The following is a 20,507-nucleotide window of genomic DNA, read 5'->3' as shown; positions in this document are numbered from 1 at the left end:
CTTTAATTCAAATACGTTCATGCAGATTTGCTTAGCCAAATGAGGACTAAGCATCTCGCTCAACCGATGTATCTTGTTCAGTGATGGCTTGAATAAAGCTCTGGGTTTGTGGCAAATCACAACAATACACCATAGACATTAACTCGTCAGATGCTTGCGTAGCGAGAATAAAACCAAATATTTTCGCCACATGTTCCGTTTGTCCCACACTCGATTTCATATATAAATAATGATGTTGTTCAATTGGCGTATCAGAAAAATTATGATTTAAACGTTTCACTACTTTTAAATCAGTAATGTCATCCAGCTGAATCACGAAAGGTTGTTCTTGTTGATATTGTTCCAGTTGATGAATATTCAGCTGTTCTAAAGTGTTCTGTAATTTGCTTTCATTTAATGCAATTTTAATGGTTTTTAATGGCTGCATGTTGTTTATTAGCACTGAAGTTTTTGCGATACAACAACTACCTACAAATTCCGACGGAAGATACTGTTCAGAAACCCATGTTTTTTCATCGACTGTGTCTTGATCAATTTCAGAATCAGCAACGACAACAAAACTCACAATATCTTCAGCTTTTTGAACTTGCTGTAATAAATTCATCCATTCTTTATATGCTGTTTCTTTGCCCCAATAGTGAAGTTCCACGTGGAACTTTTGAGGAATAATACCCAGCTCAGTAAAGAAATCACCGATTAATTCTTTTGTCGCCTCTTCATCCCAAATATGAAGCAAATCTTCTGCCAAAATTAGATGGACATCTAAACGGCTTAATTTTGAAACCTGTTCAATCGTACGTTCAATTTGATCATCATCTTCACGATCTGCATTTGGGTCAATCCATGCTGGATGCATACGATATTCATGAACCAGTTGCCCTTCATAAAACAATGCGGACTGTTTTAAATGCTCTGCAATCGCCCAAAGTGTTTCTGTATTCTGTTCGAGCTGATACTTCAACAAAGCTTCAATACGCTGTTGACGTTTATTGCTTTGATCAAATTCATCCTCTTCCTCTGATTCGAGCATATCGTCGATTTCAGGAATACGATAACTTAGAATAGGTAAGCCATAACCGTTTAAAAGTTTTGAATCTAGCTCTGGGCTTTTGAAATTTTTTAATTCTTCCCAAATTGCTTCATCCTCACCCAATGCACTTAAAGACTTACTCGAAAATACATTCAAATCAGTCCACATGATTTTTTCGGGTGGGAGTTCTGCTACTTCATCATCTTGATCACGATCTGCTTGTTGTTCCTTTTGCTTCTTTTCCTGACTTTCTTGATACCATTTACGAATCATAAATGGCATAACAAAGAGCATCGAAAGAGCCAAAGGTAATAAGCCAAAAAATAACAACATATCCTGTGTCGATGGATCATGATTAATATCACGCCAATAGAACACCACAACTGCCGTTACAATGACAAAAATAGTGATAAACACACCTAAAATCATTTTAATCATCTAAGCAACCCCAAGTAGTGCATAACAGGTTTCATTATTATGTTCCGGCTGTTGAGGCATTAAAAAAGCCCCTTGACTTAAACCCATATCAAAATTTGATGACAAACAGATTGGCTGAATTTCTTTTTTATCTAGGATTAATCTCACATCAACCATTAAGGTCGGACTGCACCAACTCTGGATAATGCTCTTTAATTTTTGACTGCGTTTTTTATTCGGTAAAAAATCCAAATAAGTTTTACGATCTAAAGGGCCAATCTGAATTTCAATTTTGCCATCAATCTGTTTGACTATTTCACCGCAAAACGTGTTTACACCCAATAGACTCGGATTTGTACCACCAAGGCTCGTGCGCTGTTCAGGCGCTAATTTAAATTTTTCTTCGACAAATTCTTGAATATGAAAATCAGTTTTAAAAACACTACTCAACATCGTTTTTAATGCATGAGCAGTATTGTTTTGACCCTGCATTAAACCTGCAAATTCAGCAAAATAATCATCGAGTTCAGTTTGTTGATGATGCTCACTGATATAACCATTCAGTGCATGTAGAATTTTTAAATAATGGTTTTCTTCTTCAATTTCATAACGGATCGGCAAATTATAAGCAACACTTGCCTCAGCATATTGCGCTGTAAGCTTATGGTTAAATAGGCTTAAAAATTTACGTGTTTCCTCTCTCGCCTTCCGTGGTGCGAGTTTAACTTTATTGGTATAGCTATAAGGTAATGCACCCTGCATACCGGTTAAACCAACCATTAAATTGGTCAGCTCAACTTTCTCATCCACGAGTTGTAAGGATTCAATCTCAGTCTTAGGAAAATTCAATTCAATCGATGATTCGAATCGAAAATCATTTGCCCAATATTTTAAATTTTGTTGATATGGAACATGCCTTAACAGTCGAATACTTTGAATAAACTCAAAGGAAGTCGGCGCTTTAAATAACTCATCAATTACAGAAGCTTCTTGCCACCAACGTTCTGAACGCATTGGTATAACTCCTGTTGTGAGTTCATATCATAAATAATGACATCAACAAAACTGTTCATTTGAACTTTTAAATTAAATACATGACTTAATAATTGACTGAAAATATACAAACTGTGTCCATGAAACACTTTTTCATCGATATAAATTTGAACTTTTACACCGCGAACAAACATCGGGAAGGGTTTAGCTTCAACCAACTTATTGGTCAATCCAAACTCAACCTGCTTGATGGCATCAATCAATAAATGATTTTCTTTAGTCTTTGGTAGGTTATACAGTTCCAATAACTCTTTAACATGACTAACGGCATCCCCTTTCATCAACGCTAAAGTGTTTAACGACAAATGCGAAATGATGCGCCACTGCTCTTGCTGATTTTGCTTAAACTGATTCGGTAAAGTTGGACGCTTCAATACCAACGCACGGCGCGCCAAGCTACTGTCATTTAAATTAAGTACATTATTCGACTGACTTAGCGCTTCATGTGGCAAATTTCGGTTTGAACACAACAGTTTGGTGCTAATAAAATCAGATTTGGTATCGAATGGACTCAATTGTTTAGAGATGATCGAATAACCCGTTTCTACGAATTTGCTATGCATCAGAGTTGGATTTAATGCATAGAAAAATTGCACTTTTTCATCGTTATAATGACTCATGGCAAAAAATGGCAAGATCGGATAAAAAACCTGATCATCGCTATTTTTCTCACGAACCATATTCATGCTGAGGATTGAATAGACCTGATAGAATTCAGGGTGATGTGTATCCGTAAGTAATGGATACTCCATATTTTTATGATTGATTTTTTGCGGCTCTGCACTTTTCTCAAAAAGATTCACAGCAGGTGCACAGAACAATTTAAAGTTCGCAATATTTAGCTCTGAATAGTTGCGAATCATCACTTGATCATTCAAATTCAATTTAAAGTGAATATGAATTTCAAAGCTGGTCTGTTCTTTAATACGCCCCTTCAAAAAACCTAGATTCAGGTTGAGAAAGTTGTATTTTTCAGCAAAGCAAAAATATTCCATCAATAAACGATAGGCATGATGCGTATGTTGATCAATCGGTAATACACTCTCCTCTTCCTCAAACCCACTCACATCAAATGGGTTCTTGATAGGAAAATTCTGATTTCCAATTTTTACTGAAAAACCCGTCGTCGTTTTAAAAATACTGTCTAGAACTTGAAGTGGAAAATTTGAAATCGCATCCAAATAAATCGGTAACTTTTCATTGGCCACCCATTTATGCGCATCATTAAATAAATCAAAACCCAGCACCATGGTTGCATTCTGGTTTAGATGAATATGCGCACTTGGGTTGGTTTTAAACTCGAGTTTATTTAAAAGAATGGGCAAAAGTTTGACTTGCTGAGTACTACTAAACTCACACTGCACCCCTTTAAAACTACGTGATTTGAGCATCGTATTTTTAGGAATAATATGTGCTTCGGTGAGCTGCTTAATCTTATTTACATCTTCAAAACTAACCACGGTACAACTTGGGAAATGGCGGAGATACTGAGGAAACATCACCTCAAATAATGCGCGAGTAAAAATATCGTAACTGTCAGCTAACTTTTTATCAACACGTGCTGCGATCAGTGAAAATGCTTGAATCAAACGTTCAATATGCGGATCGTCAATCTGTTCTTGGTTTAATGATAGACGTTGTGCGATCTTTGGATACTTCTGCGAAAACTCACGCGATTGCTGACCAAATTCTTGTAGCTGCTTCTCATAATACGGTAAAAGTTCTTCTATCACTGGAGCCCCGGGTCTACGATCGCGCAGAAATTACATATTGTTGCGTGGTAGGTTTTAATAAAGCATCAAAAATTACAGGTTCATATAAAGGATGAATATTCAAATAAGCTTGTATGCTCAAACAAAGCGATCCCATATTCTGCTCATCCATTAACATTTCTACTTTTATTTGTGTTAACCGTGATTCTTGAGCAGCAATTGAAACTTCGATTGATTGGCAAATTTTATCTCGATCCATTGGATTTGCTGTGGACAGCCCAACAAAGTCAATAATGCCAAATTGTAAAATGGATTTTTTAACTAAAGGAAAATCATCAATGGTTTCAAGTTTTGCAATTCGACTATTTAAAAGATCTTCCAAATCGTGAGCAACAGATTCCCGCAACTCCTTAATCGTTAAACCTCTGAGTAGTTCTTCTTGTTCTGGGATTAAACGATCAAATAATGTTGATCTAAATCCGAAAGGATATAAATGATTTAATTTCATTCTAACTTTATATAATTAATGGAGAGACAAAGACCGATCTAAGATCAGTCTTTGCTTTACCACGGTATAACGATTATTGAGTTGCTGAATAAGTAGCAGTGTTATTCGCAAGTGACCACTTACCAGTGATAGCACCTTGTTGAGTACCATCAATAGATTGTTGAGTGTAAGTCCATTCTACTGCAGCATATTTAAGACCAAATGCTTCGTGTGGAACACCTTCTTCAGCAACGCTTGGAGATACACTTGCAATCAACGCATGTTTCAATTTGATTTGTAAGTACTTGATACGTTTGTCACCGTTTGCACGGTAAAAATCGATTTGTACTTCGTCAAATGTATAACCCGCAGAACATGCTTCCCAAAGTTTTGGACTTGTAGCATCCAAATCTTTTACAAAAAGCATATCAGAATGTTCAACACGTTCAGCAGTATGACCACCTACGCTTGAAGATGTTGCAGATTTTGGTTGACGAATGTTATGAGACCAAGAATTGACTTCAAGCCATTTCTTGTGCTCAGTATCACGCGATTCACCATCAATCTTATATTTTCCTGTGAATTTAATGTATATATCTTTCATCGAAGATTTCCTATTATATTAACATTATTATAAAGTTGCCCTATTTTAATTCGAGGACTGAGGTAACTCAGTGACAAGTCGCAGAGAAACTGACAACTCATCCAACTGGAAGTGTGGTCTTAAGAAAACGACCGACTTGTAGTGACCCGGATTTGCTGGATCTTCTACAACTTTTACTGATGCTTCACGAAGCGGATATTGTGCTTTCGCCTCTTGAGAAGCACCATCATCTAATAAGATGTATTGTGCTAACCACTCATTTAAGAATGCTTCAACATTCCCAGCAGATGCAAAACTACCAATCTTGTCACGCATCATGGCTTTCAAATAATGAGCAATTCGAGACACTGCCATAATGTATTGAATTTGGCTCGACAATGCAGAGTTTGCATTGGCTGTATCACTGTCATATTTCTTCGGTTTCTGTGTCGATTGCGCGCCAAAGAACGCTGCATAATCCGTATTTTTACAATGTACCAGTGGAATAAAACCTAGATCGCTTAATTCTTTTTCACGACGATCTGTAATCGCTACTTCAGTTGGACACTTGAATACAACTTCACCGTCATTGGTTTTAAAAGTATGGACTGGCAAACCCTCAACCAAACCACCACCTTCAACACCACGAATTGCAGCACACCAACCATGTTGGTCAAATGCATTAGTCAAACGCGTACCAAAACCATATGCAGCATTCATCCATAGATACTGATCATGGTTATCACCATTTACATCTTCTACGAAGTTAAAACCTTCAGTCGCCCAACCCTCTTTCGGATCATAAGGTAAACGACCAAGAACACGAGGCATAGTCAAAGCTACATAACGTGAATCATCGCTTTCACGGAATGAACGCCATTGTACATATTCAGCTGTTTCAAACACTTTAGATACATCACGCGGACGATCAATATCTGTAAATGAATCCAAACCTAGAATGGATGGGCTAGCTGCAGAAATAAATGGTGCATGTGCTGCTGCCGCAACATGAGAAATCTGCTCAATGAGGTACATATCCGATGGTGTACGATCAAATTCAAAATCGCCAATCAGCGTTGCATAAGGCGCACCACCAAATGAACCATATTCTTCTTCATACACTTTTTTAAACAATGTACTTTGGTCAAAATCAGTTGCGCTTTGAAAATCCTTCACCAACTCTTTCTTCGTTGTATTTAACATACGAATTTTAATCAAAGGATTTGACGGTGTTTCTTGACAGAAATAATAAAGTCCACGCCAAGTCGACTCAATTTTTTGGAAGTTTTCGTTATGCATGATTTTGCTTAATTGTGCAGAAATCAAAGCATCAATTTCAGCAATACGCTTATCAATTGAAAGCGTCATATTCTCTGAAACTGTGATTGTTCCAGCCATTACTTCTTTTGCTAATTCACCAAGTAAGCTTTTCGCACGTACATGCTCTTCATCATTGCGTGCAATGCGACTTTGCTCAACGATTGAGTCTAATAAGCCTACATCTTCAGTGGTCTGGCTTGTTGCTTGAGCAGCTTGTAAATTACTCATGATCATCTGCTCCCGCTTCAGCACTCATCTTACGAATCTGATCTGTATTTTTTAGAACATCATCTAACAAATCTTCTAAGCGTTCACTATTTGAAATTTTATTACGTAAATCCGTTAAACGCTCACGTGCTTCAACTAGCTTTTTCAAAGGGTCAACTTGTTGAACCACATTCTCTGGACGGAAATCTTCCATTGAGTTAAATGTCAAATCAACACTCATTCGCCCACCCTCTTCAGTCAAAGTATTTTCAACTTGAAAAGCAGCACGTGGTGCTAAAGATTCCATAACTTCATCAATGTTTTCCAAATCAACATTAATGAATTTTTTATCTTTTAATTTAGTTTTTTCAAGTTCAGATGCTGCAGAGAAATCCCCCATTACCCCAACAACAAAAGGCAATTCTTTAATTTCTTTCCCATCGCCAACTTCAACGTCATAAGTTAACTGAACACGCGGTGGTCGAATGCGTTGTAATTTTTTTTGTACACTTTCACGCTTAGCCATAATTTTTATCCTAAATAACTAAATATTATAAATTTGCAAATGGACTGCTTCCCGGCGCTCTTGCAGGTGTAGTCGGTTTCGGTGCTGATTTTGTTGGAGATGTTGTTGCTTTCTTAACTGTTCGCTTAGGTGGTGCTTTTCTTGCAGGACGACTCTGCGCGCGCGCAGCCTGTGCTCTAGGACGTGACTCAGATGCAGTCGTTTCTTTTTTATCTTCAATCACAGCCAAAGGCTTGGCTTTTCTTACTGCATCAGAAAAAACAACAGCAGGTGCATAACCCTCATCTGAAAGATAGCGCACTTCTTTTTCGCGGATTTGAGTTAAAGCTTCATTTGCAATAGCAACACCCGCTAAAAACTTAACATCTGTTAAAGAAGAATGCTGGACTTGCTGTGAATTGAGCTCATTAACCAATTGAAGTGCTTTATAATTTTTACCAATTTGCTGGAATCTTTGCGCTGCTTGAGCAAGGTATCCGTTTACATTATCTTTATTTTTCTTATCGCATGCCTGAGCATAAATTTGTAACAAAGTAGGGTCAGTTTCACCAACCGCTAAAGGATTGTCTTTTAAACAACTTCTTTTAAGATCATTGGCAAATGCTGAAGTTGTTAGCACCGAACCAATTAAAAGTGTTGTAAATAATATTGCATTTTTCAAAATATACCTCTACCACTGTATTAAATTCTTAGGTTTTAACGTGTACAACTTTGTTCATGTTCTAACCACCCCATTGTTTATTAAAAGTTTATTTAAAAATGAGTTTTAATTGTTGTTAAGGTTTTGACTTTTTTATTAAATCGTATGAAATTTAACTAGAAAAACCATGTGCTCGTCAAGAACAATCGTGCCACAAAAGTGATGCAATTATCAATTTTTGGTTACAAAACAATATAGTTGCGATATAGTTTGATACTTAAATAAGGTTTTTATATCGTAAAAAATTATGTACAATAACGAGTAGAACCATTAAATATATCTTAAAAATTTGTTGTTTTTTATATATTTAGAACGATTTAAGTATAAAAGTCATTGTCTATTTTGCAGGCAAAATTGATCTAAAAAATTTATAATTTTACAGAGACCTCAAATGAATAATTTGAAAATTTTAATTACAAAACTGTCTACAACAACAAGAACAGCTTTAGAAAAGTCTGCGAATTTTTGTATCACGCAACAAAATTATGAAATCGAAATTGAACATTTATTCTACGAATTGCTCAATCAAGATCAGAAAAATGATCTTATTATCCTCTTAGAAAAGTACAAAATTTCTAAAGATGGTTTATTGGATGACATCAAAGAAACGATTTCCCAATTACCAAAAGGCAATTCGCGTACCCCAATTTTCGCTAAATCAATCGTAAGATTATTAGAACAAGCTTGGCTACTTGCTTCTGCTGAAAAGAACCCTGTAATTCGTAGCGGTCACTTACTCGTCGCGCTACTTACTGCGCCTGATCTTTATCAAATCGCAATTCGTGCTTCAAGTTTATTCGACCTTTTCCCAATCGATACGATGAAGCATAAGTTTCTTGATATTTGTGTGAAAAGTGCAGAACAACTATCTGAAACTGACAACGTTCAGTCTCAGAATGGTGAACAAGCATCGAGCGATGGTAATTCGGAGACCGCTGCTCCCAAAACACCTGCATTAGATCAATACACCATTAACTTGACTGAAAAAGCGCTGAAAGGTGGAATTGATCCAGTGATTGGTCGAGAATTTGAAATTCGTCTGATGCTCGATATTTTAATGCGTCGTCGCCAGAACAATCCCATTTTAACCGGTGAGCCTGGTGTCGGTAAAACAGCAGTCGTTGAAGGTTTAGCACTTAAAATTGCTAATAATGAAGTACCTGATGCACTTAAAAATGTCCATTTACATGTATTGGATATGGGCTTATTACAAGCAGGTGCAAGTGTTAAAGGTGAGTTTGAAAATCGCCTGAAGCAAGTTATTAAAGAAGTTCAAAGTTCAGCTCATCCAATTATTATCTTTATTGATGAAGCACACACCTTAATCGGTGCAGGTGGTCAAGCAGGTCAAAATGATGCTGCAAACCTACTTAAACCTGCTTTAGCACGTGGTGAATTACGTACCATTGCGGCAACAACTTGGGCTGAATATAAACAATATTTCGAAAAAGATGCGGCTTTAAGTCGTCGATTCCAAGTGGTAAAAGTTGAAGAGCCAACTGAAGAAGTTGCAATTGATATGCTTCGTGCCATGATTCCTGTTATGGCAAATCACTTTAATTTAAAAATTGATGATGAAGCTATTGTAACTGCTGTTCATTCATCACATCGTTACATTACAGGTCGCCAACTTCCAGATAAAGCAATTAGTGTTTTAGATACAGCCGCAGCACGCGTTGCACTGACTCAAAATGCACAACCAGTGAAGTTAGATCAACTTAAAGCACAGCAACACAATCTAAATTTAGAATTACAAATTTTAGAAAATGAACATCAACATTTCCCAATTCACCAAGAACGTTTAGCAAGTTTAAAAGATTCGATCAAAGCGCTTGAAGCCGATATTCTGCAAACTGAAGAAAGATGGCAACATGAACTGAAATTGGTTCAACAACTTAAAGAACTTGAAGTCAAAGCTGAGAATGGTGAAGCACTTGAAAAAGATGCCATTGCAAAGGTTCGTGATGAATTGACTCAATTCCAAGGTCAATTCCCCTTAGTCTTTGAACGTGTCAATGCGCAAATCATCAATGAAATCATTTCAGATTGGACAGGTATTCCTGTTGGCAAAATGGTTAATGATGAAATCAAACAGATTTTAAGTTTAGAAGAAAAACTCGAACAGCGTGTGATGGGACAAGATTATGCCCTTCACCAACTGGTTCAAGGGATCAAAACATCAAAAGCGAAACTTGAAGACCCAAATAAACCTCAAGGTGTATTCATGTTGGTGGGGCCAAGTGGTGTCGGAAAAACAGAAACAGCATTAGCACTCGCAAATGAGCTTTATGGTGGTGAATCTCATTTAATCACCATCAATATGTCTGAATACCAAGAAGCACATACGGTTTCTTCATTGAAAGGTGCACCTCCAGGTTATGTAGGGTATGGTCAAGGAGGTGTATTAACTGAAGCCGTGCGTCGTAATCCGTATAGTGTCGTACTATTAGATGAAATTGAGAAAGCCCATTCAGATGTACAAGAGCTGTTTTATCAAGTCTTTGATAAAGGCATGTTAGAAGATGGTGAAGGTCGTCTCATTGACTTTAAAAACACCACTATTCTTTTAACCTCAAATGCTGGCTCAAGTGCAATTATGCAAGCATGTTTACCTCATCCTGTAGAAGAGTGGCCAACAGCTGAAGAGCTGCTTGATCAGCTTAAACCGAGTTTATACAAACAGTTTAAGCCTGCTTTCTTAGGCCGTATGCGTATCGTCCCTTACTTCCCATTACATGATGATTTATTGGTTCGAATCATTCATCACAAAATTGGCAAAATCACGGCACGTATTGAAAAACAATATCAAACCCGTGTTGAATATACAGATGATTTGGTTGAATTATTACTGAGTCGTTGTACAGAAGTGGATAGTGGCGCTCGAAACGTCGATAACATTTTAAATTCCTCTGTACTTCCTGAATTAGCAACGCAAATATTGATGGCACTGGCAGATCAAAACTTACCTAAACTGATCAAAATTGACAGTAAAGATAATGAAATTGAGTACCTTTTAGATCCTGTTGAAAAAGCAGTTAAAAAGCGTACGACTAAAAAAACCAAAGCCACTGAAGCTTAGGCAATAAATAAGAGATAGACAGCACAATGAATTTAGATCTCGAAGCATTATTACAACCCATCTCTACAGAGAATTTATGTGGCGATGACCTGTCGTTTTCAAATGATTTTCATGAAATCAAAAAAGCGAAAACCCAAGATGATCCTTTACTTGCATTAGGAGAATGGGTTGCTGAACCAAAACAGGCTGATTGGAATTTTGTGAGTAATAAATCCATTGAGCTGTTAACGAATAAAACCAAGGATATTCGTTTACTGACTTGGTTAAGTGAAGCTTGGGGGAACCTTTATGGTTTTGAGGGATTAGCGAAAAGTTTAGAGCTTTCGCATCGTATCTTAGAAGAATATTGGCTTCATATTCACCCTGATATTGAAGATGATGATCTAGACCAACGTTTAGGTCTGCTCCAAGGCTTAACGACTCAAGTACCAGCCATTATTAAGAAAACACCTTTGGTTACTGGGCAGCCTTTTTATTCTTTATTTGATTATGAGAAAATTTTACATGATCAAAATAACCGTCTAAAAAAACCAGATGACTCAAATGAGGTCAATGCCTCTGATGAACTCGATCGTTTTGAACAGGCTCTATTTAATACATCTAAAAGTTTCCAGATTCAAAATTATCAACACTTTACAGAAATATTGAATCACTGGAATATACTAAAACAAGTCCTTGATCAATTGATGGAACTTGATGCTCCAAGTTTTGCGAGTATCGACTCTCAACTTGAATCAATTAATAAAACGCTTAGAAAACTTTATAAAGCTGATGCTTTCAGTAACACCAACCAAGCACAGCCCATCATTGCAGAAACATCGACAAATCAGCCTACAGAACACACAACACAATCCATAGAAATGATCCAGAGCCATCAAAATACCCAATCATTTCAGCCTCAGCCTCAAAGTCACTTACAAAACCGTGAACAGGCTATGCAGGTACTTCAAGAAATTGCAGACTATTTCCAAACCAATGAACCTCATAGCCCTGTGAGCTATATGCTACAGAAGACCATCAAGTGGAGTCAGATGCCTCTACACGAATGGTTAGCACAAGTTATTAAAAGTGAAAGTCCTCTCGAATCTGTTCAAGAATTGCTGGGCGTCAACAATAATCATGAATCGAATGAATGGTAATAATTAATGTTTAAAGCGGAAAAAATACTTTGGGGTGAAGGTTTATTTTTAAGACCACAACACTTTCAAGTCCAAGATACCTATCATGAGCAAAGGCTGAATCAAACCATTCGTTCAACGATTCCGTATGCGTATGGAGTTCAATCCATTCGATTTGATGAAACTCAGCTTGGAACACACGTTCTAGCTTTAGAAAGTGTCGATATGATGTGGCAAGATGGTGAAATCTATTCTGCACCATCTCGAGACTTATTGCCTGAACCTGTGCAGTTGGATGACCTCAACTTCCGCGGTGAAATGACGATTTACCTTGCGCTCTCTATATTACAACCGAATAAAAAGAACGTTGCCCTAGATGATTCTAAACAGCCAAGTCGTTATCATTCATATCTAAACGAAACACACGATCTTTATACTGATGCCGTTCCTGCAGAAATCACATTAGTCCGTAAACGTGCTGAAATTAAATTATTAGAATCGCAAATCGATCCAAATCATGACATGGACGGTTTTTTATATTTGCCGATCGGTAAGATAAAACGACATAGTGCCGGTAATTTTGAACTGGATTACAAATTCATTCCGCCTATTTTACATATCGAGTCGTGTGATTCTTTAATTAGTAATCTAAAAAGAACATTGAATGTCATTAAAGCCAAGATCAAAACCATTCAAACCAATAACCGTGAAAATGAACAAAAACTTATCGAATTTCGTTCAGGTGATATTGTTTCATTCTGGTTGGTGAATGCTTTAAACACGGCACATGCGACATTGAGCCATTTAATGTTGAACCCGCAAATTCATCCTGAACGTTTATTCTTTGAGTTATTGCGTTTAACGGGTTCATTACTGACGTTCTCGACTGCATATGAAGTTGAACATTTACCTCAGTATAAGCATCATAATCTCCAAGAAAGCTTTGCTCAACTCGATGTAATTTTGCGTGACTTACTCGACACCATTATTTCTAGTCGTTATATCAATATTGGCTTAAAAGAAATTCGCCCATCTTATTGGGTCGGTAGTCTTGAATCAGACAAAATTACACGTGACTCTCGTCTATATATCGCTGTGTCTAGTACCATGATGCAAACCCATGAATTGGTTCAGATTGTACCTTTACGATTTAAAGTGGGTACCACTGTTGATGTAGAACAACGTGTTGTTTCTGCATTACCAGCGATTCCAATTCATCACCTCATGCAAGTACCAACGGCTATTCCTGTACGTTCTGGTGTAAGTTATTTTGAAGTTGAACCACATCACGAGCTCTATCAACGTATGCTTGATTCAGAAACCATTTGTATCTATGTACCCGCAGGTTTCCAAGATATTACGATTGAATTGATTGCTGTGATGAATGGATAATAAGGACAATAATAATGAATAATCCAAATGGCGCTCCTTCCCTCTTTGATGATGGTCAAATTGGTGTAGGTTCAACACCGCTCAATGCGAACAAGATGAGTCAAACCACCAACTTGGTGGATTTAATGCATGACGGTTTTTATATTGTGTTCATGATTAAAAACCAATATGTCCCAGAAAATGCAGAGCAATTCCGTGAAAAAATCATGGATCAATTGAACCGTTTTGAACATCAAGCCAAGAAACTGCAATTTTCTGCTGAAGATATTCATGATGCAAAATATGCTTATTGCGCTTTGCTTGATGAAACAATCGTAACGCAACAAGATCCAAGTTTCTTTAATCTTCAAAACTCATGGCTCATTAGCCCACTGCAACTTAGTCTGTTCGGTTCTCAGCTGGCAGGTTATCGATTCTTTGATATATTGGAGCAAATTCGTGCACGGGGTAAAGATCGTTTGCCTGCACTTGAGGTCTTCCATTATTGCTTATTACTTGGTTTCCAAGGTAAGTATCGTATTGAATCAATTGAAAGCTTAAATCATCTGGTTGCCCGTGTTGGTGATGAAATTGATTACCTTAAAGGAAAGAAAGCTGCTTTTTCTCCTTTCGCAGGTTTGCCGGATCAGATTAAAAATATCATTCACAAAGAGCTTCCATTCACATGGATTTTGCTTTTCTTATTACTTTTCGCACTACTCGCTTTTTCAGGTTTGCGTTATATGTTGGGTAAACATGAAGATACAGCAATGGCAAAGTATCAAAATGTGATCAGTGCTCCAGCAGAACAAGCGCATATTACAATTCATTTACCTTAAAGAATTAGAAAAATGACTCAAGAAAGACAAAAAGTAATTCGGGTATTAAAACCGACACAGAAAAAGAAGAATTTATCCCCGATATATTATGGTATCGCAGGTGTGACATTCGGTATTGCTGTGACTTCCGTTTTAATTTTTTCAGTATTGGGTGATGATTCTAAAAATAGCCAGACCATTGCTCAAGACCAAAACACGAGTATGAGTAATAAGCAACTTGCTGATGAGCAAGCTGAATCTCAAACTTCAACTAAAGCCAACGCGGTAGTCGCTGCGACAGATAATTCAAAAGAATCACTTGATCACAGCACCGATGATTACGAAGAGCCTCAAACCAAGTTAAAAGACATACCCAATGCCTTTAAACAAGAAAAACAAGCAATGGTAGCTCAAAACAATCAAAATCCATTTGCCAATGCAGCAGGACAAAAGGAAGTAACTAAGCCCCCTGTCATTGCTTCAGAAAAAATTATCGTCAAAAAGCCGATCGTGGCAGCAAATACAGCCAAAGTAAAACCAGTGACTGAGAAAGCTGCACCTCAAAAGGCAGAAGTAAAAATTCAAGCCAAACCCGAAGCTATAGCAGCAAAAGCAAAAGCTGTCGAAAATGAAAATGACGTAGATTTACCTAAAGCTACAGTGCAAATCTCAGTTACACGTTCAGTCAAAGAATAATTGCTGTGATTATATTTATTGTTTTTAGTTTTATCGTTCTTACTGTTGTCCTCACGCTGATGATGTCATACGAACTTAGAACTAAGACAATAGAGACACTTAAAGGATTAATTCCGCAGAGTAAAAAAAAATGGGTATCAGCTAAAAATTTTGCTCATGAAATGAATTATGCTGCTGCCTCTGAACAAACACAATCACATTGGCATTTACAGCAATGGTGGATTTTAATCGCAGGATTTTTCTTGCTATCGAGCATTTTAATGTTTGCTTTTACTTCACGAGTTGATCCAACTAAAGTCGTTGAAGCAAATTACTTAAAATCAAATGACCCTCAAATTTATAATCTACTTAATGGAGATATGCTATCTCCACCGCCTCCCGTAGAAGAAGCATTGGTTGAAGCAGCCATACTTGCCGATCAAATAGCATCACCAATAACGCAAAGTAGCCCGATACCAGGCACATATAACGGTGAAGAAAATGACGGTCAAAGCCATGCTTACGAAACTACGAAAATTGATCGTAAGTGGGATAAAATGCATCCTAGTTACAAACAACGCTTACTCATGGTCTTTAAACTCATGAAAGAACGCCATGGTTATGAATTAGTCTTACTTGAAGGCTATCGTAGTCCAGAGCGACAAACACGCTTATCAGGTAATAAAGCCACTACCCTTGCTAGAGCCTATCAAAGCTACCATCAATTCGGACTTGCTGCGGATGTCGCTTTTAAGCGCGATGGTAAAGTCGTGATTAGTGAACGTGATCCTTGGGCAATGAAAGGATATCAACTATATGGTGTAACGGCTGAAGAAGTTGGATTGACATGGGGTGGACGTTGGACACGTATCCATGACTATGGTCATACAGAATTCCGTATGCCTGGTTTAAGAAAATCAAGAGAAACAGCTGAACGATTAATTGCAGAAGCACAGAATCAGGGGCTAATGGCGAATAATATTAATTAAAATAAAGAGAAATAAATGCAACTAGAACAAAAAGAAATTAACTCTTATACAAAGCTATATATTGCATCTAATTTGCATAATAGTTTTAGAGAATTAAATGATTACTTTAAAAATAACAAGCAAAAACTTATGGATGAAATTCATCAATATGGAATTGTTATATTTACGGGATTTGAAAATAACAACAGTGAACAATTTCAAATATTAATAGAAAAAAGTCTTTCGCTTCAGCCTTGTAACGCTTTCAATCCCAATATGCCCGCTTGGATCGCAACATGCATGAGAAGATACAGTGAAAATATCTTAGGTGCTGGAGATTACCGTCGTTATATAGACCGAAATACTGTTCAACTTGGTCCTGTCGAAAACTCAATTCAAGGACCGCATGTTGAAGGAGGTGTTCGTTCTGAACGATCCAGATACATTGCATTATTTTGTCAAGAGCCTTCTACTCATCTTGCTGAAACAGGGTTTAATAATTTAGAACTTATTTGGGAAAACTTCCCAGACAGTATTAAGAAAAAGTATTTAGGTGCATGGAATCACTTTTCTTATGTTTCTGCACGAAAAATCAATGTAATTGATCGTCTTTTATTAAAAAAAAGCCCTTTTAGCATCTCTATGCGTCCAGACAAAAAAGCCAAGCTTACTTTAAAGCCAACGCCATTCGTAATTTTTCATCCTAATACAAAAAAAATCGTCGTACAGCCTTGGGCATTCGCTAATAATACCAATTCTTTTGCATATTCTGCTGCGAAACAATGCTTTGAAAACAGAGGTTCTATTGATATTGATTCAACAGCAGAAAACATGCAGCTAACTTGGGAAATCTATAGCCAAGTTGGTGAAAAAATCGAATGGACAGATGAAGAAAAACAGCATTTTTTCAATTCAATGTATGGTAATGCACTACTATTAGAATGGCAAAAGGGTGATATAGCACTGGTCGATAATATTAAAATTGCGCACTGGCGCATGAATGGTGAGCAAGGGAACCGTAAATTAATTCAGATACAAGCCAATGTATTCAATGCTGATGATTACTATGCTGTATGAATGATTAAGCCAAACAATTAGATTCTATAAGTTTATTTCATAATTGAGCTTTTTTAATCTACTCTCCCCAATATCCTTTATTCTTTACTTAATCTTCAATTTCCGCACATAAAAAAACACCCTGCCTCATTAAGACAGGGTGTTTTAGGAATAATGAGCTGGCGATGACTTACTCTCACATGGGTAACCCCACACTACCATCAGCGCAAAGAGGTTTCACTTCTGAGTTCGGGAAGGGATCAGGTGGTTCACTCTTGCTATTGTCGCCAGCACAACTGTTTATGGATACTTGCTTAGGTCTTATAAAGTGCCTGAGCTTTCTACCAAATGAGTTATTAACAGATTATATCTGAGTTGAATATTGTCATACTAACGGGCTTCTGAATCAAGCTGTTTTGATGAATATCGAATCAATTGAGCTTTATACAACAACTGTTTGGGTGTTGTATAGTCAAGCCTCACGAGTAATTAGTATTGGTCAGCTTCACATATCACTATGCTTCCACATCCAACCTATCAACGTTGTAGTCTTCAACGGCTCTTTAGAGGACATATAGTCCTTGGGAAATCTTATCTTGAGGTAGGCTTCCCGCTTAGATGCTTTCAGCGGTTATCCCTTCCGAACATAGCTACCCGGCGATGCGACTGGCGTCACAACCGGTACACCAGAGGTTCGTCCACTCTGGTCCTCTCGTACTAGGAGCAGATCCTCTCAAATTTCCAACGCCCACGGTAGATAGGGACCGAACTGTCTCACGACGTTCTAAACCCAGCTCGCGTACCTCTTTAAATGGCGAACAGCCATACCCTTGGGACCTGCTTCAGCCCCAGGATGAGATGAGCCGACATCGAGGTGCCAAACACCGCCGTCGATATGAACTCTTGGGCGGTATCAGCCTGTTATCCCCAGAGTACCTTTTATCCGTTGAGCGATGGCCCTTCCATACAGAACCACCGGATCACTAAGACCTACTTTCGTACCTGCTCGACTTGTGGGTCTCGCAGTTAAGCGCGCTTTTGCCTTTATACTCTACGCGTGATTTCCGACCACGCTGAGCGCACCTTCGTACTCCTCCGTTACTCTTTAGGAGGAGACCGCCCCAGTCAAACTACCCACCAGACATGGTCCTCGCTCCAGATAATGGAGCAGAGTTAGAACCTCAATATTACCAGGGTGGTATTTCAAGATTGGCTCCACTCGAACTAGCGTCCGAGTTTCAAAGCCTCCCACCTATCCTACACAAGTAAGATCAAAGTTCAATGTCAAGCTGCAGTAAAGGTTCACGGGGTCTTTCCGTCTAGCCGCGGGTACACCGCATCTTCACGGCGAATTCGATTTCACTGAGTCTCTGCTGGAGACAGCGCCCCCATCATTATGCCATTCGTGCAGGTCGGAACTTACCCGACAAGGAATTTCGCTACCTTAGGACCGTTATAGTTACGGCCGCCGTTTACTGGGGCTTCGATCAAGAGCTTCGCTTACGCTAACCCCATCAATTAACCTTCCAGCACCGGGCAGGCATCACACCCTATACGTCCACTTTCGTGTTTGCAGAGTGCTATGTTTTTAATAAACAGTTGCAGGGGCCTGGTTTCTGTGGCTGTCAACCGCTCAGGAAGTAAATTCCATCACCGTCGACAGCGTACCTTCTCCCGAAGTTACGGTACCATTTTGCCTAGTTCCTTCAGCAGAGTTCTCTCAAGCGCTTTGGTCTACTCGACCTGACCACCTGTGTCGGTTTCGGGTACGATTCCTGTGTAACTGGAGCTTAGAGACTTTTCCTGGAAGTATGGTATCAGCCACTTCACTGCACAAGTGCAGCTTGCTATCAGTTCTCAGCATAGAGTACCCCGGATTTGCCTAAGATACATGCCTACAACCTTCCACCTGGACAACCAACGCCAGGCTGACTTAACCTTCTCCGTCCTCTCATCGCATTACACAGAAGTATTGGAATATTAACCAATTTCCCATCGACTACGCCTTTCGGCCTCGCCTTAGGGGTCGACTCACCCAGCCCCGATTAACGTTGGACTGGAACCCTTGGTCTTTCAGCGAGCGAGTTTTTCACTCGCTTTGTCGTTACTCACGTCAGCATTCGCACTTCTGATACCTCCAGCATACTTCTCAATACACCTTCATCGGCTTACAGAACGCTCCCCTACCACTTGCAATAAATTGCAAATCCGCAGCTTCGGCACATAGTTTTAGCCCCGTTACATCTTCCGCGCAGGCCGACTCGACTAGTGAGCTATTACGCTTTCTTTAAAGGGTGGCTGCTTCTAAGCCAACCTCCTAGCTGTCTATGCCTTCCCACATCGTTTCCCACTTAACTATGATTTTGGGGCCTTAGCTGGCGGTCTGGATTGTTTTCCTCTTGACTACGGACGTTAGCACCCGCAGTCTGTCTCCCGGATAGTACTCATTGGTATTCGGAGTTTGCATCGGTTTGGTAAGTCGGGATGACCCCCTAGCCGAAACAGTGCTCTACCCCCAATGGTATTCGTCCGAGGCGCTACCTAAATAGCTTTCGGGGAGAACCAGCTATCACCAGGCTTGATTAGCCTTTCACCCCTATCCACAAGTCATCCCCTGGCTTTTCAACGACAGTGGGTTCGGTCCTCCAGTTAGTGTTACCCAACCTTCAACCTGCTCATGGATAGATCGCCTGGTTTCGGGTCTACACCCAGCAACTAAACGCCCTATTAAGACTCGATTTCTCTACGGCTCCCCTATTCGGTTAACCTTGCTACTGAATGTAAGTCGCTGACCCATTATACAAAAGGTACGCAGTCACCGGACTCAATGCCGGCTCCCACTGCTTGTATGCATGCGGTTTCAGGATCTATTTCACTCCCCTCACAGGGGTTCTTTTCGCCTTTCCCTCACGGTACTGGTTCACTATCGGTCAGTCAGGAGTATTTAGCCTTGGAGGATGGTCCCCCCATATTCAGACAAGGTTTCACGTGCCCCGCCCTACTCGACATCATCATATAAGCCCTTTCGTGTACAGGACTATCACCCACTACGGTTGCACTTCCCAGAGCATTCCACTAGAACTTATATGACTTAATGGGCTTTTCCCCGTTCGCTCGCCGCTACTAAGGGAATCTCAATTGATTTCTTTTCCTAAGGGTACTGAGATGTTTCACTTCCCCTCGTTCGCCTCGTATGACTATGTATTCATCATACGATACCTGCCTTATGACAGGTGGGTTTCCCCATTCAGAAATCTCCGGATCACAGGATATTTGCCGCCTCCCCGGAGCTTATCGCAGGCTATTACGTCTTTCATCGCCTCTGACTGCCAAGGCATCCACCACATGCACTTAATTACTTGACTATACAACCCCAAACAGTCGTTT

Annotated in this window: 15 protein-coding genes and 2 rRNA genes; 7 read left to right on the top strand and 10 right to left on the bottom strand. The window is 39.0% G+C overall.

Going from position 1 to position 20,507, the window contains the following annotated elements; translation table 11 throughout:
* Positions 1 to 46: 46 nt before the first annotated feature.
* The 8 genes from AC5YDM_RS06285 to AC5YDM_RS06250 form a co-directional block, all read right to left on the bottom strand.
* A complete protein-coding gene (locus AC5YDM_RS06285) occupies positions 47 to 1,468 on the bottom strand; it encodes a hypothetical protein (RefSeq protein ID WP_496151268.1) in 1,422 nt (473 codons plus the stop codon).
* Positions 1,469 to 2,461 carry a type VI secretion system baseplate subunit TssG gene (gene tssG / locus AC5YDM_RS06280; RefSeq protein ID WP_496151267.1) on the bottom strand — a complete coding sequence of 331 codons (993 nt, stop codon included), beginning with the start codon at positions 2,459 to 2,461 and terminating at the stop codon, positions 1,469 to 1,471.
* A complete protein-coding gene (gene tssF / locus AC5YDM_RS06275) occupies positions 2,425 to 4,233 on the bottom strand; it encodes a type VI secretion system baseplate subunit TssF (RefSeq protein ID WP_496151266.1) in 1,809 nt (602 codons plus the stop codon). The genes tssG and tssF overlap by 37 nt, the downstream gene beginning before the upstream one ends.
* Positions 4,234 to 4,246: 13 nt before the next feature.
* Entirely contained in the window at positions 4,247 to 4,720 is a 474-nt protein-coding gene (gene tssE / locus AC5YDM_RS06270) for a type VI secretion system baseplate subunit TssE (RefSeq protein ID WP_496151265.1), read from the bottom strand.
* Between the two features lie 73 nt (positions 4,721 to 4,793).
* The gene (locus AC5YDM_RS06265; protein WP_496151264.1) at positions 4,794 to 5,303 is read right to left on the bottom strand and encodes an Hcp family type VI secretion system effector; all 510 of its coding nucleotides are present in this window, start codon (positions 5,301 to 5,303) and stop codon (positions 4,794 to 4,796) included.
* A 45-nt stretch (positions 5,304 to 5,348) separates the two neighbouring features.
* Entirely contained in the window at positions 5,349 to 6,830 is a 1,482-nt protein-coding gene (tssC, locus tag AC5YDM_RS06260) for a type VI secretion system contractile sheath large subunit (RefSeq protein ID WP_496151263.1), read from the bottom strand.
* The gene (gene tssB / locus AC5YDM_RS06255; RefSeq protein WP_496151262.1) at positions 6,823 to 7,335 is read right to left on the bottom strand and encodes a type VI secretion system contractile sheath small subunit; all 513 of its coding nucleotides are present in this window, start codon (positions 7,333 to 7,335) and stop codon (positions 6,823 to 6,825) included. The genes tssC and tssB overlap by 8 nt, the downstream gene beginning before the upstream one ends.
* A gap of 25 nt (positions 7,336 to 7,360) precedes the next feature.
* On the bottom strand, positions 7,361 to 7,996 hold the full coding sequence (locus AC5YDM_RS06250; protein ID WP_496151261.1) for a hypothetical protein: 636 nt from the start codon (positions 7,994 to 7,996) through the stop codon (positions 7,361 to 7,363).
* A 430-nt stretch (positions 7,997 to 8,426) separates the two neighbouring features.
* On the opposite strand from AC5YDM_RS06250, the gene tssH reads away from it, so the two are divergent.
* Genes tssH through AC5YDM_RS06215 form a run of 7 tightly spaced genes read left to right on the top strand, consistent with a single transcriptional unit; the run spans position 8,427 to position 17,141 of the window.
* The gene (gene tssH, locus AC5YDM_RS06245) at positions 8,427 to 11,114 is read left to right on the top strand and encodes a type VI secretion system ATPase TssH (RefSeq protein ID WP_496151260.1); all 2,688 of its coding nucleotides are present in this window, start codon (positions 8,427 to 8,429) and stop codon (positions 11,112 to 11,114) included.
* 26 nt (positions 11,115 to 11,140) lie between these two features.
* The gene (tssA, locus tag AC5YDM_RS06240) at positions 11,141 to 12,253 is read left to right on the top strand and encodes a type VI secretion system protein TssA (RefSeq protein WP_496151259.1); all 1,113 of its coding nucleotides are present in this window, start codon (positions 11,141 to 11,143) and stop codon (positions 12,251 to 12,253) included.
* A 6-nt stretch (positions 12,254 to 12,259) separates the two neighbouring features.
* On the top strand, positions 12,260 to 13,624 hold the full coding sequence (tssK, locus tag AC5YDM_RS06235) for a type VI secretion system baseplate subunit TssK (RefSeq protein WP_496151258.1): 1,365 nt from the start codon (positions 12,260 to 12,262) through the stop codon (positions 13,622 to 13,624).
* 14 nt (positions 13,625 to 13,638) lie between these two features.
* Complete coding sequence (gene icmH, locus AC5YDM_RS06230; protein WP_496151257.1) at positions 13,639 to 14,442, top strand: type IVB secretion system protein IcmH/DotU; 804 nt, start codon at positions 13,639 to 13,641, stop codon at positions 14,440 to 14,442.
* Positions 14,443 to 14,454: 12 nt separating this feature from the next.
* Positions 14,455 to 15,117 (top strand): hypothetical protein, encoded by a 663-nt coding sequence (locus AC5YDM_RS06225; RefSeq protein ID WP_496151256.1) that lies wholly within the window; start codon positions 14,455 to 14,457, stop codon positions 15,115 to 15,117.
* Between the two features lie 5 nt (positions 15,118 to 15,122).
* Entirely contained in the window at positions 15,123 to 16,085 is a 963-nt protein-coding gene (locus AC5YDM_RS06220) for a M15 family metallopeptidase (protein WP_496151255.1), read from the top strand.
* A gap of 15 nt (positions 16,086 to 16,100) precedes the next feature.
* Positions 16,101 to 17,141 carry a TauD/TfdA family dioxygenase gene (locus AC5YDM_RS06215; RefSeq protein ID WP_496151254.1) on the top strand — a complete coding sequence of 347 codons (1,041 nt, stop codon included), beginning with the start codon at positions 16,101 to 16,103 and terminating at the stop codon, positions 17,139 to 17,141.
* A gap of 156 nt (positions 17,142 to 17,297) precedes the next feature.
* On the opposite strand, the gene rrf is transcribed toward AC5YDM_RS06215, so the two are convergent.
* Positions 17,298 to 17,412 (bottom strand): 5S ribosomal RNA (rrf, locus tag AC5YDM_RS06210).
* A 176-nt stretch (positions 17,413 to 17,588) separates the two neighbouring features.
* Positions 17,589 to 20,485, bottom strand: a 23S ribosomal RNA gene (locus tag AC5YDM_RS06205).
* Between the last annotated feature and the right edge of the window lie 22 nt (positions 20,486 to 20,507).

The sequence above is a fragment of the Acinetobacter sp. CY81 genome (assembly GCF_059515925.1).
Note: the sequence above shows the minus strand (reverse complement) of the source record. Positions and strands in the feature narration are given on the sequence as shown.

What these genes read in the sequence shown, in the direction of transcription:
- AC5YDM_RS06285 (WP_496151268.1), bottom strand. Translation starts at nt 1,468, where the DNA reads ATGATTAAAATGATTTTAGGTGTGTTTATCACTATTTTTGTCATTGTA.
- tssG (WP_496151267.1), bottom strand. Translation starts at nt 2,461, where the DNA reads ATGCGTTCAGAACGTTGGTGGCAAGAAGCTTCTGTAATTGATGAGTTA.
- tssE (WP_496151265.1), bottom strand. Translation starts at nt 4,720, where the DNA reads ATGAAATTAAATCATTTATATCCTTTCGGATTTAGATCAACATTATTT.
- AC5YDM_RS06265 (WP_496151264.1), bottom strand. Translation starts at nt 5,303, where the DNA reads ATGAAAGATATATACATTAAATTCACAGGAAAATATAAGATTGATGGT.
- tssC (WP_496151263.1), bottom strand. Translation starts at nt 6,830, where the DNA reads ATGAGTAATTTACAAGCTGCTCAAGCAACAAGCCAGACCACTGAAGAT.
- tssB (WP_496151262.1), bottom strand. Translation starts at nt 7,335, where the DNA reads ATGGCTAAGCGTGAAAGTGTACAAAAAAAATTACAACGCATTCGACCA.
- tssH (WP_496151260.1), top strand. Translation starts at nt 8,427, where the DNA reads ATGAATAATTTGAAAATTTTAATTACAAAACTGTCTACAACAACAAGA.
- tssA (WP_496151259.1), top strand. Translation starts at nt 11,141, where the DNA reads ATGAATTTAGATCTCGAAGCATTATTACAACCCATCTCTACAGAGAAT.
- tssK (WP_496151258.1), top strand. Translation starts at nt 12,260, where the DNA reads ATGTTTAAAGCGGAAAAAATACTTTGGGGTGAAGGTTTATTTTTAAGA.
- icmH (WP_496151257.1), top strand. Translation starts at nt 13,639, where the DNA reads ATGAATAATCCAAATGGCGCTCCTTCCCTCTTTGATGATGGTCAAATT.
- AC5YDM_RS06225 (WP_496151256.1), top strand. Translation starts at nt 14,455, where the DNA reads ATGACTCAAGAAAGACAAAAAGTAATTCGGGTATTAAAACCGACACAG.
- AC5YDM_RS06215 (WP_496151254.1), top strand. Translation starts at nt 16,101, where the DNA reads ATGCAACTAGAACAAAAAGAAATTAACTCTTATACAAAGCTATATATT.